Raw genomic sequence first — 24,482 nt, 5'->3', positions numbered from 1 at the left:
GCGACCTGATCAACGTAACGAAGAACTGGACCAGGTGGCCGTTGGATCTCCTGGACGACCAACGTGCCTGGCGGTTGGGGTGCGCGGCGGGCGGAGGCCATCCCACAATGCTAGCCTCGGTCGTCGCCCACTCGATGCCGACCGATCGTGCACCGGGCCCGCACGGCGGTCTCGCTCAGTCGGGCTGCAACGACATAGCGGTTAGAGCCGAGTCAATGCACGTACTCTGCGGGGTATCGATGTAATCGTGCGGCCTAAGCGGAACGACCAGCCGGACTTAAGGTCCTTGAGTTCGCGACTCAAGCGCAGTGAATCGCGGAGCCGATTCTCCAGTCGGCCAACTTCGCGGCGAGTTATCCGCGCGTTGCGCTCCGCAAAGAAGACGGCCCACCGCAACAATAGCGCTGAATCGGCCCCCGTCGGGCTCGGCGAATAGTGCCCTGGCAACGCGCCCCGCACGAGCTGTGTGTATAGCGACGCGAAGTCGTGACTCAACGCCCGTCTGGCCGCTTCGAGCGCTGCGCGCGACAGGGCCGCGTATCGATCCTCGTCCTGGGCGAGTTCGGCAACAGCTTCCGCCATAGCCCACTTGTCCCCCTGGGGGACCGAGACGATGGCATCGTTCCCCTGAACGTAAGCAAGCCAGGGCAATTCGTACATTATGACCGGCAGCCCATTGGCTTGCGCCTCGACGAGCGTGAGCGGGTAACCTTCAATGACACTGGTCAAGAGAAGCAGATGGGCCGATTGGATTCTCGCTGCCAGCGCATCACCATGTAGGGCACCAGTGAGGGTGACCCTGTCCTCGATGCCTCGCTTTCTCGCCTCCTCAACAACCTGGCGGGCGGTGAGATCGGGACTATCCGGGCCGATTATCGACAAGTGGAAGTCCACCCCAAGCGCAGCAAGTCGTTCGCCGACCTGAACAAGGTCCCTGACTTGCTTCGTCCCTTGCTGTAGACGTCCCCACCACGCAAGCTCTATTCGGTCGGATCGCTGACGCTGGTGGGGCACGGTCCCATGTGCGGGTTCCAGGTGCGCGATTGGGTTGGGCAGCCAGACCACGTTGTTGATGCCCTGCAATTTCCAGAACGCGACGTCGGCCTGCGATAGGACCACGACCGTCTCAAGATACGGAAGGTTCCGAAGCAGGAACGAGATCCGATCGTCCCTATCGGCCATCGGCCGCAGCGCAAAGTTGTGCAACCAACCGATCGTCTTTACGCCAACGCACTGAGCCGCGATTGCCAGCAGAGGCCAACGCCGGTTGTACAGAATATGATGGTCAATTACCACATCGATTTGATGATTGCGAAGAAAGTTACTCCACCACAGGATCCGGTCCGAGTCACTGCCGCCCGGAGCATGCACGACCATTACATCAGGCGGAAGCTCGTACACTGCGGGGGCCGGGTCGAACACTGCGACAGTGACTATGAAACCCGCATCACGCAGGTGGTGGGCCTGCGCGGTCAATACGCCTTGGACACCCCCGGCGCGGAGATTTCCCGTTGTCAGAAGGACGCTGCGGGCTTCGTGGCGAACTCGTGGCGAGGGGTCCCCACGCTCCGCGAAGAGTTCGATGCTCTCAGGGCAGAACACAGCGGCTGCGCGCAGGAGTTCAATATCGTCTGCAACACGATCTCGAAGCATCTGAAAGCACGGCTTCCGGATGGCGTCTTCAGTATCGTCAACGAGGTAACGCAGGATGTTCCCCATGATCGACCGCCGAGCCGACTCGTAACTCGGCATCAGACTGGGCGACACCGCATGACTGCGCACACGCGTGCCGATGGAACTGATCGCGTCAATCGCGCCGAGGTAGAAGCGGAACTTCTCCACGTCAGTGACGCCATGGCCGCTGGTCCCGCGGCGAAAATGGTATAGATACAGCTTCTCCGGCGTCGATGCGTACTTCGACGCTGCGGCGAGCGCTAGAAACGTGACGGGGATGTCGTTTGCGCGATAATACTTTTCATCTGAGGTCGAACCAGCGTACGCGCGTCGCAACAGCTCAGTTTTCCAAAGGTAGCGCCACAGGTGCCCCTGGGCCGGCGCGTCGGCGGGGAACAGACTGCGGACGATGTTCGGCGCCACGAGCTTAGAATGCTTCGGCTGCAGAGAGCGCTCGAACCGGGGGGATCGAGCGCCGTCATCGCTACGAACATCGACGCCGAATCCGACAACGTCAGCTTTCGTTTGCGTCGCGCGTTGAATCGCAACCGCGACGGCATCTTGCCGGAGCTCGTCATCACCATCAAGGAACATCACGAACGGCGCGCTCGCGGCCTCCACCCCAACTCGGCGCGCCTGAAACGCCGACTGATTGCTCTCCAACTGGATGAGCCGAATGCGGTCATCGTCGACGGCGAACTCAGCGACGATGGCGCTGGTGTTGTCTGCGGATGCGTCATCGACGCAGATCACCTCAATGTCGCGCCTCGTCTGCGAAAGGCAACTATGTAGGGCGCGTGCCACCCAAGCTTCATCATTGTAAAGGGGCACGACAATCGACGCGGCAGGCACGACCGACATTGTATGCGCAGGTCGGGGACGCGGAGACCGCGGACGATCCCTACTCTCACCGCCCGCCGCTACGGCCAGCGCCGCCAAGTGCTTCTCCTTGGCGAGATATCTTGGATGGTGGAGGAATGGCATGTGCCGCCACGTGCGAGGTGATGCGCTCAGACATCTACAGCCGTCCTCGCGTCGAACCGCGAGTCGGATCGATCGCACAGACCGCATTATTACCTGAGGCCGCTGGTCGAGGTTCTCCGCCGCAGCCAACGTTCGCTAGAGTCTGTCGAAGACCGCGGGGCCGGGATACAACGCTCCACACTTATTTGGGCGGGCGCTGCGTACGGCCGTCATATTGACTTACGGAAGAGGTTGGCCAGTGCCCGACAGAGCGAAGCGCGCGGTTGTTGTTGGCCCATATCGCGTGCACAACTTCGGTGATGACCTCGTCGGAGCGATCATCGCGAAGCATCTTCAGCGTGCTGGTTATGCCGTCACCGTACCGAAGCTGGGGCGGGAGAACGCCGAGTGGCTAGGTATCGACTACGCCGAGGACTACGGCGACCTCATCCGCGCGGCTGACACCGTGGTTGTCGGCGGCGGCGGCATTCTTTCAGACACATCGGGGTCCAAACCCGGAGCGTCCTATCTTGACATCGTGGCCCGCGCGGCGATTCGCGGCGAGCTCAAAGGCAAACGAGTGATGGTCACGAGCGTAGGCGCCGGACCATGGATCCTTGAACGCTCGAAGATGCTCGCCTTCGGAGTCTCTCTACTGGCTGAGAAGATCGGTGTTCGTGAGCAGGAGTCGCTCGAACACCTCGCAAGCATCGGGGTCCGAGGGCCCAAGGTGGTTCTAGGAGCAGACTGCGCACTGCTGTCCTCCGATTATCTTGAATTTGCTCCCCGCCGGGGCCGCCCAATCGGGTTCCAGTTCGACGTCGGGTCTTTCGAGGATCTCAAGACGAACCCTCTGTTGCCAGAAATCTCAGAGGCAGCCGCCACCTACGTGCGTAATAACGCGGAGCGCATCACGCTGATTTCCAACGGTCGAGGTCGTCCCCAACTCGCGGCTTCTGCTCCCGGCACCGGTATCCTGCGATACTCCCGTCTCGATGAGTATCTGTCGCGATTGTCGGGCCATCGGTCGGTCTTCACATCTCACCTTCACTTGGCCATAACATCGTATTCGCAGCGAATCCCAACTTTCTCACTGTACGTGCGAGAAAAGACGCGCCGATTCTACGAACAGATCGGACACCCTGAGCGAGCGATAGATCTCTCTACTGCGACGGTCGATGACTTCCAGCAACTTGTCTCCGCGGCGGAGACGGCAGTTTGGACAAATGACGACGAAGACACTCTTCAAAGACTCAAGCGCGACGCCCGTCGTTTGCTTGAGTTCATCGACTGAACACCGGATGCGGCTCACTCCGCGGCGGCGAAGCAGTCAAATTCGCCAGTCGCTCAGCACGTGGTGACGGCAACCGAACCAGTCGCAGACACCCAGCGCTGGTAGCGTAGGGCCGGAAAGGCCAGGCACTTGGGAGAGATCTTGACCATACGGATCGCGTCACCGCTTGGCACGCACGCTGCTTTCGCGGACATCCGCATTGAACCGGCAACTGGCGAACGGCGAAAGATCCCGGTCGGGGGTCCGATATGGCCCGATTTCGAATCCCAGCACGACCTCCGATATCTGCGTGGAGACCGAGTTGTGGACATTCTCCCTCGACGGTCGGAACTCACGCCTGCTTATATTAGGGGCGCCGCCAGTTGGGGCGGATACGGCGTGAATCACTTCGGTCACTTCGTCGCCGAACAGTCGACGCGACTATTACACAAGACCCTCGAGCGCCCAGACGACGTCACGGTGATGCTACTCCCACCGGGCGTACGCTCCGATGCGGTGCCAGTGTGGATGAACAACGTGATGGATTGGCTGGGCGTTCGAGAGTCCCAGGTGTACTGGGTAACAGATACGCCGCTAGTGGTGGGTGAACTGCACGCTTTCTCACAAGCGGAAAATCTCAAACGGGGACCGAGCGAGGCATACCTGGACGCATTGGATATGCACGCGGCGAGCAAAGTGGATCAATTGCCCGATAGAAGGGCGGACTTCGTCTACGTTTCTCGCGCAGGTGTCGCGGGTAGCAAGCTCGGCGGTGAGGCATACCTAGAACACCAACTGCGCGCCCACGGTGTAACGGTTATCAGACCCGAAAAACTACCTCTGCACGAACAACTTGCCTACTATTCCGGCGCCCGCCACCTCATCTTCTCCGAAGGCTCAGCGGCGCACTGCCGGCAGCTACTTGGTCGAGCATCCCAACGAATATCTATCCTTGTACGTAGAAAGGGATCTAACTTTGGTGAGGAGACCCTTGCTCCACGATGCGATTCATTTCAGGCCGTCGATTGCTTACTAGGGAATATCTACTTTTCGTTCGATGTCAGGCGCGACACTCCGCACACTAACCGAGCGTTCGCGTTCGTAAATTCCAGCGCCCTCGTGGAGTTCTTTGCAGCTGAGGGGATCGATCTCTCTGACAGCTGGGACGAGACCGAGTTCTCCGATGCACAGCAGACAGACCTTGAGCAGTGGGCTCGGCGAATCTGCGTGATTAATTCATCGGCTCCTCTCCCCGAACGTCTCAAGCTCATGGAAGGGGGGCTGCACGCGATCGGCAAGCCCGAACTTGCTCTTAGGCTCAGGCGGATCGCCAAGGCGGTCGAGTCGCGCAACCAACTCAAGCGTTAGCCGGCCTGAATAAGCCCTGCGCGCATCCGGCTGTCAGCTCCGGGGATCGAGTGATTGGCGCCGCTCGCCGGGATCGTGCTCGACGTGACGAAGTCGGGTGCAGAAGGTCGTATCATCGCTCAAGCGGGCGTCGGGATTATCCGTAACTACGGGCGGAACTCGCCGGAACCAGGATTGCGCTTCAAATGCGGTTCCGGCCGCCCCAGGGGGACCCTGCCCCGCAAACGACGAGCCACCGCACCATAGTAGATTCATGAGATGGCCCTCGTCCGCGTATTCGCGTCCCTGACGGGGCCGGCGGGCAATATCGGTGACGCGCTCATTCGGCGGGGAACCCTCGACTGGTCGCGGAGCACGTCCGATCAACTGGTCGCGTACGTGGGTGATGCGCCCGATGCGTGGCTCGCGCAGCTGGACCTCCCGGAGGACGCCACGGTGCTGCGCGGCAAGCGCAGCGTGCCCCGCTGGCTGTGGATGCTGCTCACCGCGCCGCGGCACCCCGTGCTCGTGTTCGAGGCCGGCGAGGTGCCACTCGACCGCGGCAACGGTCTGCGCGAGCTGGTGTTCCTCATCGAGACCGTGATCGTGCGGCTCAAGGGCGGCGTCGTCGTACGGTCGCCGCGCGGCATCCGCGCGCCGAGCAACCCGTCCGCATGGCTGCACGCCCGTGCCGCCCGCTGGTCGCAGTTCGCCCTGTGGCGCGACGCGCGCAGCGCGGAGATCGTCGGCGGCGGCCGGGTCGTGCCCGACATCGGGTTCGCCGCCGGCATCCGCCCCGGGCGAGCATGGGAAGACCGCGATGAGTTGATCGTCAGCCTGCGTGGGGCCCGACCGCGCCCGGACGACGCGTGGATCCAGGCGGTCCGCGCCACCGCCGCGGCCGAGGGCCTGCGCATCCGGACGGTCGTGCAGGTGCGCGAAGACGAACACCGGGCCCGTGAGCTCGCCGATGCGCTCGGCGGGACCTTCGAGCCGTGGGGCGACACCGACCCCCTCGTACAGGAGGAGCGGCTGCGAGAGCGGTACTCCGGCGCCCGCCTGGTGCTCAGTGACCGCATGCACGTGCTCGTGCTCGCGGCGCTCGGCGGTGCGGTGCCCGCGGAAGTCGTGCCGACACCCACCGCCAAAATCGCCGCGGCGTTCGACACCATCGGACTTCACGGCCTGACTCTCGACGCCGCCGCATCCACCAGGGCGGAGATCGAAACGTTCCTCCGCGCGCAGCTGGGCCGCGCCACCGAGGTCAGCGGCTGTGTGCGCGACGCCGAACGACAGCTGGACGAGGTCGAAGCCGAGATCCGTGCGACCATACGGGCGGCGCGCGCATGAGCGACATGCAGAAGGCCACCGATCAGCGCATCCTCTTCCTCTCGCACAGCCACGTCTTCGGTCCCTTCCGTGTGGGAAGCCACCACTACGCACGCGAACTCGCCCGCCGCGGTGCCGAAGTGGTGCACCTCTCGACGCCGATCTCGATCGCACACCGCGTCACAGGGCGGGTGCCTGCTCCGATGTCCACCACCGTGCCGCGCGGCCCGCATCGTGATGAACAGGGCGTCCTGCACCTCGTGCCGCGCACGGCGCTGCCCCGACCGTACGGCCGCTTCCGCGTGGCGCGCGAACTGGCCGGCCACGGCATAGACCCACGGTTCGACGCCGTGCTGATCGACCAGCCGCTGCTGTGGGACGACAGCATCCGCGCGCTTGCACCCCGCCTGATCTACCGCCCCACCGATCTCTACCCCGACGGAGTGAAGGCTCGACTGCAGAAGAGCATCCTCGCCGCTGCCGACGGCGTCGTGGCGACCTCGACGGAGGTGCTGGCGGCACTGTCGGCGGCAGACCTGCCGAGCGTTGTGCTGGGCAACGGCGCCGACGTCGAGCGCTTCCGGTCGACGGACCGTGAACCGCGGCCTGCCGTGTGCGTGTACGTCGGGGCCCTCGACCGCCGGTTCGACTGGCCCCAGGTGGTCGCCTGGGCCCGCTCGCACCCGGACGTGAAGTTCCTGATCGCCGGCCCGGAGGGCGAGCATCCGGCTCTGCCGAGCAACATCTCGCTGCTCGGCCCGATCCCCTACGACGAGGTGCCCGCACTGCTGCACCGCGCCCGCGTCGGCCTGCTGCCGTTCTCCGACGACCCGCTCAACACCGGCCGCAGCCCGATGAAGCTCCACGAGTACCTGGCGGCAGGCCTGACCGTCGTCGCGACCGAGACCCCCGTCATCCGTGCGGATGAGCCGGCCGGCGTGTTCACGTACACGGATCGTGGCGATGCGGAGACGGCGCTGGGCCGTGCCCTTCGAGCCCCCTCCCCCAACACCGCGGGTGCGCACCGTGCCGCCGGGGAGGGCTGGCAGGTCAAGACCGACGCACTGGCGGCTTTCATCGCGCGGCTGTAGCCCGCACGGCCGGCTACAGGTACCGTTCGAGCACGTCGGAAACCGTTCCCGCCGTGCGGTCCCAGTCGTGGGCGCCGCCCGGCGGCGTCACGCGGCGTCGCGCATCCACCGCCGTGACCAGAGCACTCGCCCATTCCTCGGCATCCGTCGCCTGCTGCAGACCCCAGCCACGGCCACCGACGATCTCGGCCACCGACTCACATCCGCGCCAGAAGACGACCGGCACACCGCAGGCGATCGACTCGAGCGCCGGCAGACCAAAGCCCTCATCCAGAGACGGCATGACGGTCGCGGCAGCGCCGCGGTACAGCTGCGCAAGATGCTCGTCGTCGACGCCGTGCAGCCAATGCACGCGGTCAGCGACTCCTCGATCACGGGCATGCGCCTGGGCGGTGTCGATCTCCCGTTGCGGCAGTACCGCGCAGAGACGGATGCCGGACGTGAGCGCGAATGCCCGCAGCACGACATCGAGATTCTTGTGCCGGCGCAGGTTGCCCACGAACAGCACATACGGGTCTGTCTGCGCAGCCGCGGGACCGTCGGGCCGAAACGCGGCAGAGCAGCCGTTGCCCGCGTTGACGACCTGCACGGCGTCGTCGCGCACCCACTCCCGGATGTCGCGGGCCGAAGTCTCCGACACCGTGATCACGACGCCGGCTTTGCGCACGACGTGACGCACAGGACCCGCGTAGTACGCCACGAACTTCATCCGCTGCGGCCACGGCATGCGCAGTTGGATGAGGTCATGCACGGTGAGGACCTGCCGTGGCGCGCGCACCAGCGCCCCATAGCCGGGCGAATACACGAGGGCCTGGGCCGAGAGCCCGGGAAGCGCCCGGAACGCGTCTGTGGGCCTGTGCGGGCTGCCGTTCAGGCCGAGGGCCTCTGCGCGCGGCCGCAGCCGGGACAGCACTTCGCTCGCGTAGCGGCCGATGCCGTGCGCACCGCGATACCGGTCGTCCACGTACAGCGCCGTCACGACCGGGTGCCGTCCGACGACGCGGGCGTTGTCGCCGTCACCGACGACAGCCAGCCTGTGATGCGGTCGACGAAGACAGAGGTGTCGAACTCGTGCGCTCGCGCCACGCACGCATCCGCATCGGCTTTCACCGCGCGCGCGACCGCGCCGGCGAGTTCACTGCGCGACCAGTCATGCACGAGAGCGCCGGTCACTCCATCGACGACGGTCTCGGCGGTGCCTCCGATCGCGCCGGCCACGACCGGGGTGCCGGTGGCCATCGCCTCCACCGGCATGATGCCGAAGTCCTCGACAGCGGGGAACACCAGCGCCAGGGCACGACGGTACAGCGCGGCGAGCATTTCCGACGACGGGTCGCGGACGAACACGACCGGCTCACGCCGGTCGGCCGCCATCGTGCGCAGCCGCTCCTCGTCGGGACCGTGCCCGGCCAGGACGACGGGAAGTCCCGCCGCGGCACCGGCTCCGATCACCCGGTCCAGCCGCTTGTACGGCACGAACCGCGACACCCCGAGCAGGAACTCCGAGGGCAGCGCGGACAGGACCGCCTGCTCGGCAGGCGCCAGTTCACCGGACGGAGCGGCGAAGGCCGTGACGTCGACCGGGGGATGGATCACCGTCGCCTCCCGCTCCCAGGTGTCGGCGATGCGCTGGGCCACGAACGCGCTGTTGGCCGCGATCGCGACCGGCTCTTGGGCGCGACGACGATCGAGCGGCTTCAGCACCGCCGAGACGGCACGGGCGACCGGACCGTTGCCACGGCCGTCGAGTTCGGGCGTCCAGAGGTACCGCGCGGGGGTGTGCGCGTAGACCAGCTTGGGGGCCTCCCGGGCGGGACCGGCGAACCGGGCGTGGTGTGAGAACAGGTGGGTGCTGCAGAGGATCCAGTCGGCGTCGCGGGCCGGCAGGTGCCGCCAGACCACGGGCATGGCAGGGAGCGCGGCGGCTTTGCTGTGCCGCAGCGGGGTGCGCGCCAGCATCGTCTCGTGCACACCGTCGAACCGGCCGGCGCTGTCGTTCCAGAGGCAGAAGCGCTCGGCATCCGGGAACGCGCGCGACAGCACCTCGAAGACGTTCTCAGAGCCGCCGTACCGCGCGAGCCACTCGTGGATCAGGATGCCGGACACTGCTCACACGTTCCGCGCTACTGGACGACGTAATCGCCGAGGTCGACGGCCACCATGTCATCGACGGCCCCCGGCCCACCGAGGACGACGATCTTCTTCGGCTTGAGGCGCTTCAGCTCCGCCTTGACCTCGCTCGGAATGGTCGACGCACCCACGAGGAGCACGGGGCCCCCGCTCACGCCGGCTGCGGCCGCGCCGGATAGGGCGTCCGGGAACGCAGTGCCGACGGCGACATAGGCGACGGGGACGCCGGCTGCGAAGGTGTCCTGCGAGATGGCCGCCGACGTCGCGTACCGGTTGAGGCCGTCCGCACGCGTGACAGTCGGCGCGAGCGCCTTGGCGGCGGTGAGCACCTTGTCCGACACCGCACCCGGGCCGCCGAGGATCACGATCTCACGGGGCTTCAGAATCGTGAGCTCCTTCTTCACCGACGGCGGGATCGCGTCCTTCGCAGTGAGCAGCACGGGGCCTCCCCGCTGGGCGGCCGCCGCAGCCCCGGAGAGCGCGTCGGGGAAGTCCGCCCCGGCCGCGAGGTAGGCCACGTCCGCCCCCTTCGGGAAGGTCGCTCGCGAGACCGCGGCGCTGGTTTCATAACGGTTGGCACCGTAGATGCGCTCCACCGTTCCGGCGGTGTAATCCCTCGCCTGCGTCAAGACGGTGTAGCGGACCGCTCCCGGGCCGCCCAACACCTTGATGTGCTGGGGCTGCAGTCGCTTCAGTTCAGCTCTGACCTCGTCCGACAGGCCGGTCGGCGGAGTGAGGAGCACCGGCGCGCCCTTGATACCCGCGGCGGCCGCGCCGGCCAGCGCGTCGGGGAAGTTCGCCCCGCTGGCGATGTAGGCGACGGGGACACCGGAGGAGAAGGTCGTCCGGGAGACGTTCGCGCTGGTGCCGTAGCGGTTCGTCCCCTGGATGCGGGAGACGCCGGCGGGCAGCTTCGTCGGGACGAGCGTGCCACCGAAGTTGCCCTTCACCAGCACCGGGTGATGGTCCGATCCCAGCGGGGTCGCATACTTGCCACCCACGATCTTGCCGGCATGGGTCCACGAGGTGATCGTGGTGCGCGTGGGCTCGACGAGCACCTTGTCGATCGGCGCCCCCCACCTGCCGGAGTACGTGATCGAACTCTTCATGCCGGGGTTGGCGGTGTTGCGCAGCTGGCCGCTGAGGGAACGAGCCTGGTCGAAGGCGTCGTACCAGCCCATCTTCTGCAGCAGCGCCGTGGTCGTGTCACCGGAGGTGGCCTTGCTGGTGTTGAAGTCGCCCGTGAAGATGATGGCCGCGTTCTTCATGGCCGAGCCGTACGTCTTGGCGAGCTTGGTCCGCATCGACGTGGCGTAGGAGACGGCCCGCTCGGCCTCGTACTGACGCTGCTTCATCTGCGCCGCGCTGTTGCCGACGACGAGGTGCAGGCTTACCGCGATGACATGCGCACCGGAGCTGTGCCGCAGCGCCGCCCAGGACAGCCCCTGCCCGGCACCGTAGTGCTTGCTGGAGAACCGGGTGGCACCGCTGGTGGCGACACCGCTCTTGGGACGCACCTTGGTGAACACGCCGTTGCGGATCAGGATGTCGTTCTGACCGTTGTGCGCGAACGTGTACCCCGACGGGGCGGACGTGTAGGCGTGCGCTTCCTGCAGCCCGACGATGTCCGGCCCCAGTTCACGGATGCGCGCATCGATGATGCTCTTGCGCCCCGCGAAGTCGCCGCACACGTTCGAGCACACGTTCCACGTCAGCAGCGAGTAGTTCTGACCACCGCTGCCCTCGGCCGAGATCGTCTGGTGGCCGGCCCGGTGCGACGTCTGGCCGCGGCCCGCGCTGTTGAGGGGGACGACGCGGACGAAGTAGTCGGTGTTCTTCTGCAACCGGGTCAGCGTGGCCTTGGAGGCGGTGACCGTCAGGGTCGGGGTGGTCATCTTCGCCACCGCGTCGTAGCCGGTGGCAGCGTACACCTCGTAGGCCGTCGCGTTCTTCACGTCTGCCCAGTCGATGCTGAGCGTCGCTCCGGTCGACGTGAGCGACTTGCCGACGAAGGAGACGAGGCCGGCGTCGCCGGGCTCGACGGTCTTCCACGGCAGGTTCGATGTCTCCGCCGTCAGCGTGGTGAAGTCCACCCGGGGCGCATACGCAGCCCGGCCCATGTTGTTGATGGCCGCGACGCGCACACCGTAGCGGGTCTTCTCCTTGAGACCCTTGACCGTGAACTTCGAGGTGGTGACGACCATGGTCGGGGTCGTCATATCGTAGATGCCCCCGATGTCGCTGGACACGTACACCTCGTACCCGGTGGCGCGCGGAGTGTCCGCCCAGTCGGCGGACAGGGTGATGCCGGTGTCCTCAGCCCACGACGTGCCGACGAAGCTGACCGCGCTGGTGTCGGCGGGCTTGGCGGTGTGCCAGGCGAGGTTCGCGATCTCGGTTCGCGGAGTGGTGTAGATCACCCGCGCGGAGGGCTTGCCGGTGCCCTTGTTGTTGGCGGGGACGACCCGCACCGCGTACTTTGTCGTCGGCTTCAGCCCCGTGATCGTCGTCTTCGATCCGGTGACCGCCATGGTCGGCACGGTCATGTCCCAGATCGTCGAAGGCTCGTCCGTCACGTACACGTCGTACCGTGCGGCGCGCGCGACATCCGCCCAGTCCACCGTGAAGGTGCTGCCGGTGCTCGCGGCCCACGAGGTGCCGATGACCGTCACGACTCCCATGTCCGCCGGCCGCGACGTATAAGCCGTCGTCTCCGCCGCCGTGGCGGGCGTGGTTCCCAGCGGAAGAACGAGGACTGCCGAGACGAGGAGGCTCGCCCAGCCGACCCGTCGTGCCGCGCCCCTACGTCCGTGTCGCTGTCGCCGATCGCGCTCTCTGGGCATGTGGGTCTCCTGCGCCGCGGTGTCGATGAAATGGGCACGGCGTGTGCCACGCACTCGGCGCACAGCCTCCGCCAGTCTCCCACGAACGCTGCGTTCTCAGTCCCGCCTACGGGCGCAATGCTGTGATCGGCACGACGACGACGAGTTGAACTCTTGGATTTTCCGGACTCGAACTCTTGGATTGGTCGGGATTGAAATCGTAGATCTGTCGGGACCGGGGTCCGGAGGCACTGGCATCCGGACCCCGGTTCGTGACTACACGGTCTCTGAATCGCGCCGTCGTGCCCACCAGATCGCCGCCGCGCCGAGCAGCAGCAGCGCGATTGCGAACGGCAGATACGGTGCCAGCACGCCGCCCGTCGACGGCAGGTCGACCACGGTGACCTCGCCGGCCGCCGAGGCGGCCGCCCCCGCCGGGTCGGCGTCGGAGGTCGCGGTGACGGTGTTGACGATCGTGCCGATCGCCCCGGGGGCGACGTCGACGGTGAGCACGAGCGTCACCCTCTGACCCACGGCCAGCCGCTCGACCGTGCACGTGAACGTCGTCACGTCGGTGGCGCACTCCCCCTCGGCGCCGTCCATCGACCACCCGCGGGCGGTCAGCCCATCGGGCAGGTCGTCGGTCACGGTGATGATGCCCGGGTCTTCGGTCGGGCCCTCGTTGACGACGGTCACCTCGTACCGGGCCTGCTGCCCGGTGACGAGCTCGTCGAGCAGTGTCTTGGTCACGACCAGGTCGCTCAGCGGCGGCACGGGCACTGTCGCGGTGGACGAGTTGTCAGCGAGGGTATCGTCACCCTCGGGGCTCGTCGCCGTCACCGTGGCCGTGTTCTCCACCTCGGGGTAGGCGCCCGGCAAGACACGCACCTGCAGGGTGACGACCGGCGCGGTCTCCCCCGCCGCGAGCTCGTCGAGCAGGCACGCGACCTGATTCGCCGTGCCGTCGACCGCGCAGCTCCAGCCGTCACCTGACGCGCTGACGACCTCGAGACCGGCGGGGACGGCGTCCTCCACGCGCACACCGCGCGCGTCGGACGGACCGGCGTTTGCGACAGTGAGCTCGTACGCGAACTCCTCGCCGACGATCGCCTCGCCGACTGCGATCTTCTCGATCGACAGGTCGACGAGCTCGGCGATGACGCCCGTGGCGGTAGCCGTGTCGTTCTCGTCGTTCGGGTCGGGCGTGGTCGTGGCGACGACCGCGGTGTTCACGATGTCACCCTGCAGGTCGGCCTCGGCCGTCACCTTGAGAATGAACGACGTGGATGCCGCGGGGGCCAGCACGCCGTCATAGGCGCAGACCACGTCCGCATCACCGTCGCCGGCCTCGCAGCTCCACCCGTCGCCGTCGACGCCCGCGTAGGCGAGACCGTCGGGCAGCGTGTCGGTCACGGTGATGTTCCGTGCCGACGACGGGCCGAGGTTGGTCACGACGAGCGTGTAGGCGCCCGAACCGCCGGCGGTGATCGCCTCGGTCACCGCCTTGCTCAGCGCCAGGTCGGCCGACTCGGACACCGGCGACACCGCGTCGGCGTCGTTGTTGTCTTCGCCGCCGGCCGGCTCGGCGGTCAGCCCCGGCGCCACGACGGCGTCGTTGCGGATCTCGCCCTGCACATCGGGGGCGATCAGGCCGGTGACGGTGATGACCGGCGCGTCGCCGACCGCGAGGTCGTCGGCGCGCTCGCACACCACGGTGTCACGGTCGTCCGGAGACGACTCGCCCGCGACGCAGACCCAGCCGTCACCGGCGGCCTCGACGAACGAGACGCCGGCCGGCAGCGTGTCGACGACCGTGATCGGGTCGTCGGCCGTGGCGTCGGAGTTCGACGGGCCGAGGTTGGAGGCCGTCAGCGTCCACGCGATCCGCCCGCCGGCGACGATGTCGTCAGCGGGGGTGGCGACCGTCTTGGCGATCGTGAGATCGGCGACCTCGGTGACCGCGACGGTGTCGAACGCCTCATTGTTGGTCGTGTCGGTGTCGGGCGTCAGGGCCGGGGCGACACGCACCGTATTGGTGAGGTCGCCGGTGACGTCCTGGTCGATGGCGACACGGATCTCGAGCGCCACGGACTCGCCGGCGGCGATGGTCGCGGCGATCTCGCAGACCACGAGCCGGGCGTCACCGGCATCCATCACACACGTCTCGGACGAGCCGTCCGCGACGAACGTGGTGCCCGCGGGAAGCACATCGGTGACGACGATCGGCTGCGCGTCGGTGGCGACCGAGTCGCTCGGACCGTTGTTGGCGACCGTCACCGTCCAGGTGAGCTCTCCGCCCGCGACGATCGGCGCCTCGGCATCGTGCGTCTTGGTCACCGTCAGGTCGGCGGTCGTGACGAACGTGCCGGTCTCGGTGTCGTCGTTGTTCGCGGGATCGGGGTCGGGCGTGGTCGCGCCGACCACGGCGACGTTGGTGACGTCACCGGTGAGGTCGGCGGCGGCCGCCACTTCGATCTCGAGGGTCAGCGGCTCGGCACCGGGCGCGAGGGTGCCGGCGTAGGCGCAGACGATCTCGCGCGGATCGGCGTCGTCACAGGTCCACAGCCCGGCGTCGTCACCCACCACGCCGACGAAGGTCAGCGTGTCGGGCAGCGCGTCGGTCACCGTGATGCCGCGCGCCGTGGATGGGCCGTCGTTGAACACCTGCAGCACGTACCGGCCGGTGTCGCCGGCGACGATCTCTGCACTGATGCCCTTGAGCAGGCGCAGGTCGGCCGACTCGCCCAGCACCGAGGTGACCTCGTCACGGTCGTTGAACTCGTGGTCGGCCGGCTGCGGAGTGAGCCCCGGCTCGACCGTCACGACGTTGTCGATGCGGCCCTGCGCGGACGGATCGACCGTCGCCGTCACGGTGAACACCTGCGGGTCGTCCGTCGCGAGGTCGGCAGGCAGCTCGCACGTGAGCGTGCCGTCGCCGCTGTCGCACGACCAGTCGTCGTTCGGCACGACGACCGCGTCGAGCGTAACGCCGGCGGGCAGCTGGTCGGTGACGACGATCGGGTCGTCGGCGGTCGCGTCGGAGTTCGACGGGCCGAGGTTGGTGACGGTGATCTGCCAGCTGATCGACCCCCCGGCGACGATGTCGTCGGGGTCGGTCAGCACGATCTTCTCGACCGCGAGGTCGGCGACCTCGCGCACGGGGTCGGTCTCGTCGGTCGATTCGTTCGGGTGCACCGGTTCGGTCGGCTCGGGCGTCAGGCTCGGGGTCACCGTCGCGGTGTTCACGAGCGTGCCCGAGACGTCTTCGGCGACGGCGACGCGCACTGTGAGGGTCACGGTGTCACCGGGCGCCATAGTGGCACCGATCTCGCACGCGAAGACGCCGTCGACGGCCTCGGTGTCGCACACGCTGCCGGGGGAATCGGAGGTGGCGCTGACCAGCGTGACGCCGTCTGGCAGGGTGTCGGAGACGACGATCGGGTCGGCGGGGGTGGCGAGCGAGTCGCTGTCACCGTGGTTGGTCACCGCGATGGTCCACTCGAACTCCTCGCCGGCCGTGGGGGTGCCGGTGTGCGACTTGACGATGCCGAGGTCGGCGCGGGCGTCGACGGTCACCGACGCGTCGGCGTCGTCGTTCGCGGGGTCGGAGTCGGGTGTGCCGGAGCTCACCGTCGCGGTGTTGGTCAGCACCGAGTCCTGCGGGACGGCCGCGTCGACGTAGACCTCGTAGACGATCGCGGGGGCGTCGGCGCCGTCGAGCAGCCCCGCGGTGGCGGGGTTGCGCGTGAACACGACGGTCTGCGGGTCGCCGTCCGGGACGATGGATGCCACGGCAGTCCAGTCGACGGTGCTGACCAGCGACGAGAAGCGCGTGCCCGCGGGCAGCGTGTCGGTGACCGTCAGCGTGGCCACCGCGTCGCTCGGGCCCTCGTTCGAAACCACGAGCTCGTAGCGGGCGGTCGAGCCGGCCACCACACGGGTGATCGTCTCGCCGTCGGCGTCGACCGCGCGCTTGGCCAGCGCGAGGTCGGCATCGGTGGTCACCGCGATCTCGGCCGGGTCGCTGTCGGTGTGCGGCCCGTCACCGTCGGTCCAGGTCAGCGTCGCCGTGTTGACCAGCTCGGTGCCGGTGGGCACGTTGGCGCCGATCGTCGCCGTAACGGTGAGCGTGCTCGACCCGACCGGGTGCTGCGGGTAGGTGCAGGTCTGCGTGGCGTCGGTGCAGGTCCAGCCTGCGCCGGTGATCGACACCGGGGTCAGACCGGCGGGAAGCACGTCGTGCACCCGCGCGTCGACGGCCGACGGGCCATCGTTGGTGACGGTGATCGTGTACTCGACGTCGGTGCCGGCGATCCAGGGGCCGTCTTCGACGACCTTGTCGATCGACATATCGGCCGCGGTCACGATGTCGACGTCTTCGGTGTCGGTGTCGTCGGTGGGGTCGAAGTCTTCGGGTCCGTCCACCGTCGCGGAGTTGGTGAGCGTCTGCGCACCGACCGTGGGTACGATGTCGGCGAGCAGCTCGATGACGATCGTGTCGTCGACCGCGAGCGCGGCGCCGGCCGTGAGGTCGGTCCAGGTCAGCTCGCCGTCGTCGTCTGTCGGGGTCGCCGCCTCGGCGGCGGCGCCGGCGACCGACACCGTGGACGACACGAACGTCAGCCCGGCGGGCAGCGTGTCGGTCACGTCGATGGGCGCCGACGAGATGCTCGGGCCCTCGTTGGTGACAGTCAGGCGGTAGCGCACCTCGGTGCCCGCGGTGACCGTCGCGTCGTCGATCACGATGCCGTCGGCGTCGATGACCTGCTTGAGCATCGACAGGTTCGCCTGCCGAGTGGTCTCGACACCCTCGGTGTCGTCGGGATCGTTGGTCGCGTTGTCGGCCGAGGCGGTCACCAGGTTGGTCAGGTCGGTGCCGGCGACGAGAGTGTCGTCGATGGTGTACGTGACGACGAAGACCGCGCTTCCGCCCGCGACGAGCGGGTCGCCGAGGGCGAAGAGGTCGTCGCCCCCGCCGGCGGTGCGCGTCCAGGTGCCGGTCACGCTCTCGTGGGTGTCGTAGGTCAGCTCGGCGGGCGGCTCGTCGAGCACGCGTACGCTGCGCGCGTCGGCGGGGCCGGTGTTGGCCACGGTCACGCGGTAGCTGGCGGTGTCGCCGGCGACGACCTCGGGAAGGCTCTCGCCGAGCTCGGCGGCCGACCTCCACGCGCCGTCGACGTAGACCACGCGTGTCTTGTCGATGCCCAGCGTGGTGTCGTCGCCGGGGGTGACGGGCGTCTCGCTGTCGTTGTTGTCGCCGTCGGGGTCGGGGGTCTCGCCCGGGTGCACCTCGGCCGTGTTGGTGATGGTGCCCGTCCAGGACGAGAGGACCGTGCCGGTGAGGGTGAAGTCGTACTCCACGTTCACCGCGATCGAGTCGCCGGTGAACGTCCAGGTCACGGTGTCACCGGCCGCGGCCGGCCACCCGCCGTCGGCATCGGTGGTGACGGTCCATCCGGCCACGGCCGCCGGCTGGGTGACGGCGGTGATGCCCGCGGGGATCACATCGGTGACGGTGATCGTCTTGTCGTCGGTCGACACCGCCACCGAGGGACCGTTGTTGCGCACCGTGAGGTTCCACGAGATGGACGAGCCCGCGTTCGGGTCGACCGTGGTCGTGGTCTTCTCGATCTCGAGGTCGGCCTGCGCGACGATCGGCTGCTCGGCGGTGTCGCCGTTGTCGTCGAAGTCATCGGGATCCTCGTACGTGCGGCCGCGGACGTCGGCCGTGTTCGCGGCGTCGCCGGTCGCGCCGGCGGCGACGGTGACATCGGCGACGAGCACGATGCGGTCGGTGCCGTCGGCGGCGAGCGCGGTGGCGTTGTCGCCGATCACGAACGGGTCATCCGCCGTGCCGGAGCCGTCGAGGTCGAGCGGCGTGCCCGTCGTGGCGCCCGCGGCGTAGTACCAGGCGGTGAACAACCCGCTGGTGACACCGGCGGGCAGCGTCTGCGCGTCGGTGACGCGGAACGGCCCGTGCCCGGCATCCGGGCCCTGGTTCGTGATCGTCACCTGCCACTGCGGCTGCGCGTACTGATCCGCCACGACGGCCTGCCCGGCGACCCACGTGCCGGCGTCGAGACCGTAGAGGTTGTCGGCGGCGCCGGCATCGCCCGCGTCGATGACGCCCCCGACCGCGGACTTCTGCAGCAGCAGGTCGGCTTGGCCGATGAACGCGTCGGCCGCGGCATCGGGGCCGGTGTACGAACCGGTCTGGTTGCGGTCGGAGCCGGTCGTGTCGGTCGTCACGGCCGACACCGTGTTCGTGTGCGGCGACGCGGCTGTCGTGCCCGCGTCGTCCCGCGCCGCAGCGAGCGGCTTCGCGGCGAACAGCACCGTGAGGGTGCGCTGCTCCTCGGTCGCGCCCGGCACGGTGCCCGGCAGCAGCGGCGTGGCGGGTGCGTCGGCGCCGAACGTCCACGTCAGCGTCACCCGTCCCTCGCTGTCGGAGCCCAGGGTGGGCACGCCGAGTGCGGCGGGCGCTCCCGCGCCGACCTGCACCGTGGCATCGAAATCGGGGTCGTAGACCCAGTTGGCCGGCAGCGTGTCGGTCAGCGTGATGGTCTGCGCCGGGCCCGAGCCGGTGTTGACGGCGGACAGCTGCCAGGCGAACGTCTCGTCGACGAATGCCTCGGTCTGGCCGGCGACGACGCTCTTGCCGAGCTCGACGGCCGGGAACAGGGGCTGCACCGACGCCGTGTCGGTCGCCTCCGGCACCCCGTTCTCGCCTGGCACGTACGTGCGTCCGCCGTCATCGAACGACTCATAGCCGGTGACCTCGGCGGTGTTGACGAGCGCGGTCGCGGTCAGCTCGGACGACGCCGCGAACCGCGCGTCGTAGGTGAGAGAGACGAGCTTGTCGGCACCCGAACCACTCTGGTGGTCGATCGGGCCGGCAAGCGTCCACGTGATCGTGCCGCCGCCGGTCACCTCGTCGGCCCCCGTGAGCTCGCCGTCGTGCGAGATCGTGTCCGCGTCGACGATGACCCCGGCAGGCACCGCGTCGGTGATCGTGATGTGGTGCGCGGGAGTGCCCCCGGTGTTCGTCACGGCGAGCGTGTAGGTGAACTCGGCATCCGGCGTGCGCTGAACGGCATCCTGCCCGTCGACCTTCTTCGCGATCGCGACGCGCGGATGCAGGATCGTGACGTCGGCGGTGTCGGTGTCGGCCGCGCGGGACTCGTCGTCGCCGTCGAGCGCGTTCCAGGCGAAGGTCGCGGCGTTGCGCGGTGCCGCGGCGGCCACGTCGTCGGTGATCAGTCCGTCGAACGTGATCGTGATCGTACGGGCCTCGACCGACGAGGCGACGTCGGCGCTCGGCGGGTTGACTGCCCAGGTGAGCGTGCGGTCATCGACGGTCGGCTCGGTCGTCACGGTGGGTGCTCCCGCGCCGGTGGTCGTGACCTCGGCACTGCCGGTGACGTAGTCGACGCCGGCCGGCAGAGTGTCGGTGAGCGCGACGTCGTAATAGTTCGCGTTCGCCGGGAGGGTCGTGTTGAGGGTGTAGGTCACGGTCTCGCCGATCGGCGCGGCGGTGGGGCTGACCGACTTGGTGATGGATGCCGGGGGCAGGCTCACCGTGGCATTCGCATCGTCGGTGCGCTCACCGCGACGGTCCTCGGCACCGGAGAGGCTGCCGGGCAGGGTGTACCCGGTGAGCTCGGCGTAGTTCGTGAAGCTCTCGTTCGAGCCGGCGGTCGCGTCGACCGTGACGGTGTACGTCAGCGTCGCGCTGCTGCCGCCCTCGATCGTTCCGGCATCCCACCGGATGAGTGTTCCGGTGCCCGCGTCCCGGACGATCTGGCCGTCGACGACGGCGCACGTCTGGTCGGCGACGATCTCAACGTCACCCTGGCTCGGGTTGAGCGCGGTCGGGTTCGTCAGCTTCACGGGGATGCAGTCGTATACGACGGTGTCGTACAGCGCCGGGCGCCCTGCCGCGTTGCTCGCGGTGAGGGTGTAGGTGGCGGTTCCGCGCTCGGCGACCTGGCCGTTCGCGGGGTCGGTGACGGTCTTGTCGAGCGACGGTGACGGCTCGACGTACTGCACCTGTGCGGTGTCGGTGAGCGAGACCGCCGGGCCGCCGTTCGGGTCGTCGTGCGTGAACGATGCGGTGTTGGTGAGCATCGCGGTGTGGCTGAGGTCTCCCACGTAGACGGTGATCTCCGCCGTGAAGACCTGCGCGGCGCTGGTGCTGTTGGTGTAGGTGTCGGGGAAGACCAGCGTGCCGGCCTTGTACGGGCTGGTGTCGGTGCCGATCTGGGTGAAGCCACGAGCATCGAGGTCCACGCCGGCCGGCCCAGTGAAGGCTGCGCTGCCTTCGACGAAGGTGTAGGTCGTGCCGCCGAACGACCCGTTGTCGGCGAGGACGCCGCCTGCCACCGAGGTTTTCGCAGGGATCGTGATGCTGTAGCGGAAGGTCGCGTATTCGCCCTGCGTGATCTGGCCGTCGCTGTTGCCGCCGCCGTTGAGCTGGGTCGACAGGAGTTCCTTCTCGATCTCGGCGCCGGGCAGCGTCACCGTGGCCGAGTCGTAGGTGTCGGTGTCGGAGACGCCGACCTCGTCCGAGCCGGGCGTGCGGCTCGTCAGGTGCTGCTCGCCATCGGCCGTCTGCGGCACGAGCGTCGTGGTGCGGGTGCCGTTGTTCACGACGTCGTAGCTGACGATGCCGGCGGTGTTGCGGTAGCTCTGCGTGAGCTGTGCCGCCGCGCCGCCGTCGGTCACTCCGGCGGGGACGGTGAGGGTGTACCCGAGCGAGAAGCCGCGCGTGACGGGGTTCTCGCCGGCGGTCGAACCTTCGATGTCGGTCGAAATCGTCCAGGCGACGATTGACCGCCCCTCGTAGTCGCTCGACAGCGAGATGCCGTCAGGGAGCGTGTCGCCGTCGTCATAGGCCGCGGCGGAGACAGCGGACTCGATCCCGGAGTAACCCGAGCCGTCGTACGTCCACGCCTCGAATGCGGGCGACACGTCGGCGGCGGTGACCCCGGCCGGCAGCACGTCCCACACGACGTAGTCCCGGGTCGTGTTCTGCGGCGCGGTGACGTCGATGCGGTATTCCACGGTGTCGCCCTGGACGACGCTCTCGTCCTGATCGCGGTCGCCGAACGCACCGGTCTTCTCAGTGCCGTTCACGGCGAAAATGCCCTTGTTCAGCGTCGCGCCCCAGTCGAGGTCGACACCGGCATCCGCTCGCAGGAAGGCGAGCACCCCGTCGACGTTGCGCTGCTGGTACTTCGCGTGGTTCTCGGGGCTGTCGACCTCGTCGCGCGACGCCGACTGCGCCGTCACGACACCTTCGAGGTAGATCGTGATCTCACTGCCGGCGGGCATGAACCGGTCGGTGCTCGACGGCTGCCGGTTCTGGGCGCCGAACGCCCAGGTGAGCACGCGGGTCGTGGCGCTGGGGCTGGCAGGGGTGAGAGCGACGTAGTTCTCGATGTCATCGATCTCAGCGCCGTTCGCGTCGACCAGCTCGGCCGACCAGCCGGCGTACTCGACGCCGACCGGGAGGTAGTCCGAGAGTTTCGCGTTGCGGGTGTCGATGCCTTCCGCGAACGGGATCTGCATCCGGTACCAGACGGTGTCACCCGGCGAGAAGGCGGTGTCCGCCGTGGGCTTCCAGTCCTCATCGGTCGCTTCGGCGGGCGTCACGCCGCGCTCGAGGACGGTCTTGGTCAGCGCGGCGAACGCCGAAGTGATCGTGGCCGCCGAGTCGTCGGTGACCAGCCACTCGCCGCCGACCCGTTTCGCCAGTTCGGTGTCGTCACCGATCACGTCGATCGGGGTTGTCGTGCCGAAGATCTCGACGTGGTTGGTGAACGCGTCACCCGAGCTCGTGCCGCCGCCGACGCCGGTGTAGTTCGGGCGCTGCATCACGGTGTATTCGGCGTGCACGGTCTCGCCCGCGTCGAGGTCGGCCAGCGCGAACGACGCCGTGAAGGTGCCGGCGCCGGTGTCGTAGTCGATCGCAGTGACGGTGAGACCGGCGCTGAGCACGGCGCCTTCCGAGGGGTAGTTGCACGCCTCGTCGGGGGCGACTCGGGTGTTCCAGTCCGCTGCCGGCACGCCGTCGATCAGGAGGTCGGGGGTGCTGCCGTCGCTGTTGGCGGGGAAGGCCGGGCACAGACCGTTCGGAATCACGTCGGTGAGGGTGATGCCCCCGGCATCCATGTATTCACTGGTTGCGATGTCGAGGCGGTAGGTGGCCAGCGTGCCGGTGGTGAATGCGTCTTCGTCGAGCACCGTCTTCACGACACGCAGGTCGACGGCGTCGACGGTCTCGGTGTCGTCGTCGGTCGCGGTGCGCCATTGCTCGTCGCCCTCGAACACCGCGCCGCCGTAGGTGCCGGCGACCGAGACCGCGTTGGTGAGCGACTGCGCATCGGCGTAGTCGTCCTCATCACCGTGTCGGGTCGAGGCGCCCGTGTTGTTGTCGAGGTTGGCCGCCTGACCGCCGCTGCCGACGGACGGCGCGGTCCCCTCCGGCCACATGGCGTTCTCGAACAGCGGGATGGCCGCCGTGTAGCTGAACTCGTAGAAGCCGGGGATGCCGGCGGCCCCGCCGGTCTGCGCGGTGCCGTCGGTCAGGTCGCCGATCGACCAGGTGACCTTCGTGTACACGCCGGCGCCGGCCAGGCCCAGGGCCGAGGCTTGAGCGGCGTCGAGGTCGACAGTTTCGACCGTCTCGGCCATCGAGTGATCCCACGTGCCCGGAATCCGCCCGGAGCCGTCGTACTCCTCGTCACCCGTCGAGTTGTCGCCACCCGACAGCCCGAGGTACTCGAGGCCGGCCGGCAGGTAGTCGGTGACGGTGACGCCGGTTGTGTCGCCTTCGCCGGTGTATTCGACCCGCACCGAGTACGTCGCAGGGTTGTCGTGCACCCCGCGCAGCAACTCGTTCTCGGGGCTCGTGGTCTCGGTCTTGACCACGCGCAGCGCGCGAACGTCGACGGTACCGGTCGCGGTGCCCGGCTGTGACGTGTGGTCGCTCGTGGTGGCGACGCTCGTCGAGCCGTCGAAGGTCGGGAGCATCGTGGGGTCATCGCTCGTATAGGCGCGCACTGCCAGGTCGACCGCGCTTCCCACCGGGTACGCACCGGCGGTGGGCCGGACGGTCACCGAACCGTTGACGACACCACCGTCGGGAAGATCGTTGACGTTCGACCAGACCCATAGCTGCATGCCCGCGGGCACTGCGCACCTGTTCGCCGGGGAGGCCGCCGGCTCCAGGCCCGCATCGGCGCATTCGTCCGCCGTCGATCCGACCCTGTTGGGCAGCACGGCGCCGGCGGCATACTGCACCGGCGTGCCGAGCGATGCCGACGAGCCGACGAAGGCCACATCGGCCCGCACGAGTGCGGCCACCGCGAGGTTGAACTGCTCGCCGCCGCCGTCGTTACGCACCGCGAGGTCGAAGGTCACATCCTCGCCAGCCAGAACGAAGTCCTTGCCTTCCGCGGCGACGGGGGTGATGCTCGTCTCAGGCGTCCACGTCTGAGCCGACGCGACCTGCGCGCCGGCGACGGCGATCAGTCCGCCGACCACCAGCGAGACTGCGGCTGCCAGAGCGGTGAGCTTCTTGCCCCGTCGGAGCTTCTGTTCGCGGCGCTGCTGACGCAGGGTGGAACGCATGACTCAAGACCCTCTCGGTGGTGACACTCGGTGGACGCATGCGCGCGCAGACCCGGTCCGAGACCGGGCCTGCGCGCAACGTCTGAACGCGTGCATGAGTCGGGTTCATGCGCGCGCTCCCCTCAAGGCAAGCGCATCAGCGGGCTGGTAACGGGCCGGAATGCGTGTGCCCGCCGGACTTCACCCTCGAATTCACCCCCGGGCCCGACAGAGTACGCC

The 24,482-nt window shown here is 68.0% G+C and carries 9 protein-coding genes; 4 read left to right on the top strand and 5 right to left on the bottom strand.

Going from position 1 to position 24,482, the window contains the following annotated elements:
• Positions 1 to 201: 201 nt before the first annotated feature.
• A complete protein-coding gene (locus ACQ143_RS10165) occupies positions 202 to 2,526 on the bottom strand; it encodes a glycosyltransferase (protein WP_449570577.1) in 2,325 nt (774 codons plus the stop codon).
• Between the two features lie 370 nt (positions 2,527 to 2,896).
• On the opposite strand from ACQ143_RS10165, the gene ACQ143_RS10160 reads away from it, so the two are divergent.
• The 4 genes from ACQ143_RS10160 (at position 2,897) to ACQ143_RS10145 (ending at position 7,677) form a co-directional block, all read left to right on the top strand.
• Positions 2,897 to 3,931, top strand: a complete 1,035-nt coding sequence (locus tag ACQ143_RS10160) for a polysaccharide pyruvyl transferase family protein (protein WP_449570576.1) — start codon at positions 2,897 to 2,899, stop codon at positions 3,929 to 3,931.
• Positions 3,932 to 4,309: 378 nt separating this feature from the next.
• Entirely contained in the window at positions 4,310 to 5,278 is a 969-nt protein-coding gene (locus ACQ143_RS10155) for a glycosyltransferase 61 family protein (RefSeq protein WP_449570575.1), read from the top strand.
• Positions 5,279 to 5,536: 258 nt separating this feature from the next.
• Positions 5,537 to 6,607: a polysaccharide pyruvyl transferase family protein gene (locus tag ACQ143_RS10150; RefSeq protein WP_449570574.1), complete on the top strand. Its 1,071-nt coding sequence runs from the start codon at positions 5,537 to 5,539 to the stop codon at positions 6,605 to 6,607.
• Positions 6,604 to 7,677 carry a glycosyltransferase gene (locus tag ACQ143_RS10145; RefSeq protein ID WP_449570573.1) on the top strand — a complete coding sequence of 358 codons (1,074 nt, stop codon included), beginning with the start codon at positions 6,604 to 6,606 and terminating at the stop codon, positions 7,675 to 7,677. The genes ACQ143_RS10150 and ACQ143_RS10145 overlap by 4 nt, the downstream gene beginning before the upstream one ends.
• A 13-nt stretch (positions 7,678 to 7,690) precedes the next feature.
• Here the strand turns inward: ACQ143_RS10145 and ACQ143_RS10140 are convergent, their stop codons facing one another.
• From ACQ143_RS10140 to ACQ143_RS10125, 4 genes are all read right to left on the bottom strand, one after another.
• Positions 7,691 to 8,656, bottom strand: coding sequence for a glycosyltransferase family 4 protein (locus ACQ143_RS10140; protein ID WP_449570572.1), 966 nt, complete (start codon positions 8,654 to 8,656; stop codon positions 7,691 to 7,693).
• Positions 8,653 to 9,783, bottom strand: a complete 1,131-nt coding sequence (locus tag ACQ143_RS10135; RefSeq protein ID WP_449570571.1) for a glycosyltransferase — start codon at positions 9,781 to 9,783, stop codon at positions 8,653 to 8,655. Before ACQ143_RS10135 ends, ACQ143_RS10140 begins: the two co-directional genes overlap by 4 nt.
• A 17-nt stretch (positions 9,784 to 9,800) precedes the next feature.
• On the bottom strand, positions 9,801 to 12,488 hold the full coding sequence (locus ACQ143_RS10130; protein WP_449570570.1) for a cell wall-binding repeat-containing protein: 2,688 nt from the start codon (positions 12,486 to 12,488) through the stop codon (positions 9,801 to 9,803).
• 417 nt (positions 12,489 to 12,905) lie between these two features.
• The gene (locus tag ACQ143_RS10125; protein ID WP_449570569.1) at positions 12,906 to 24,263 is read right to left on the bottom strand and encodes an isopeptide-forming domain-containing fimbrial protein; all 11,358 of its coding nucleotides are present in this window, start codon (positions 24,261 to 24,263) and stop codon (positions 12,906 to 12,908) included.
• Positions 24,264 to 24,482 lie beyond the last annotated feature (219 nt).

It is taken from the genome of Microbacterium pollutisoli (genome assembly GCF_053586795.1).
This window is presented reverse-complemented; position numbering and strand designations above follow the sequence as displayed.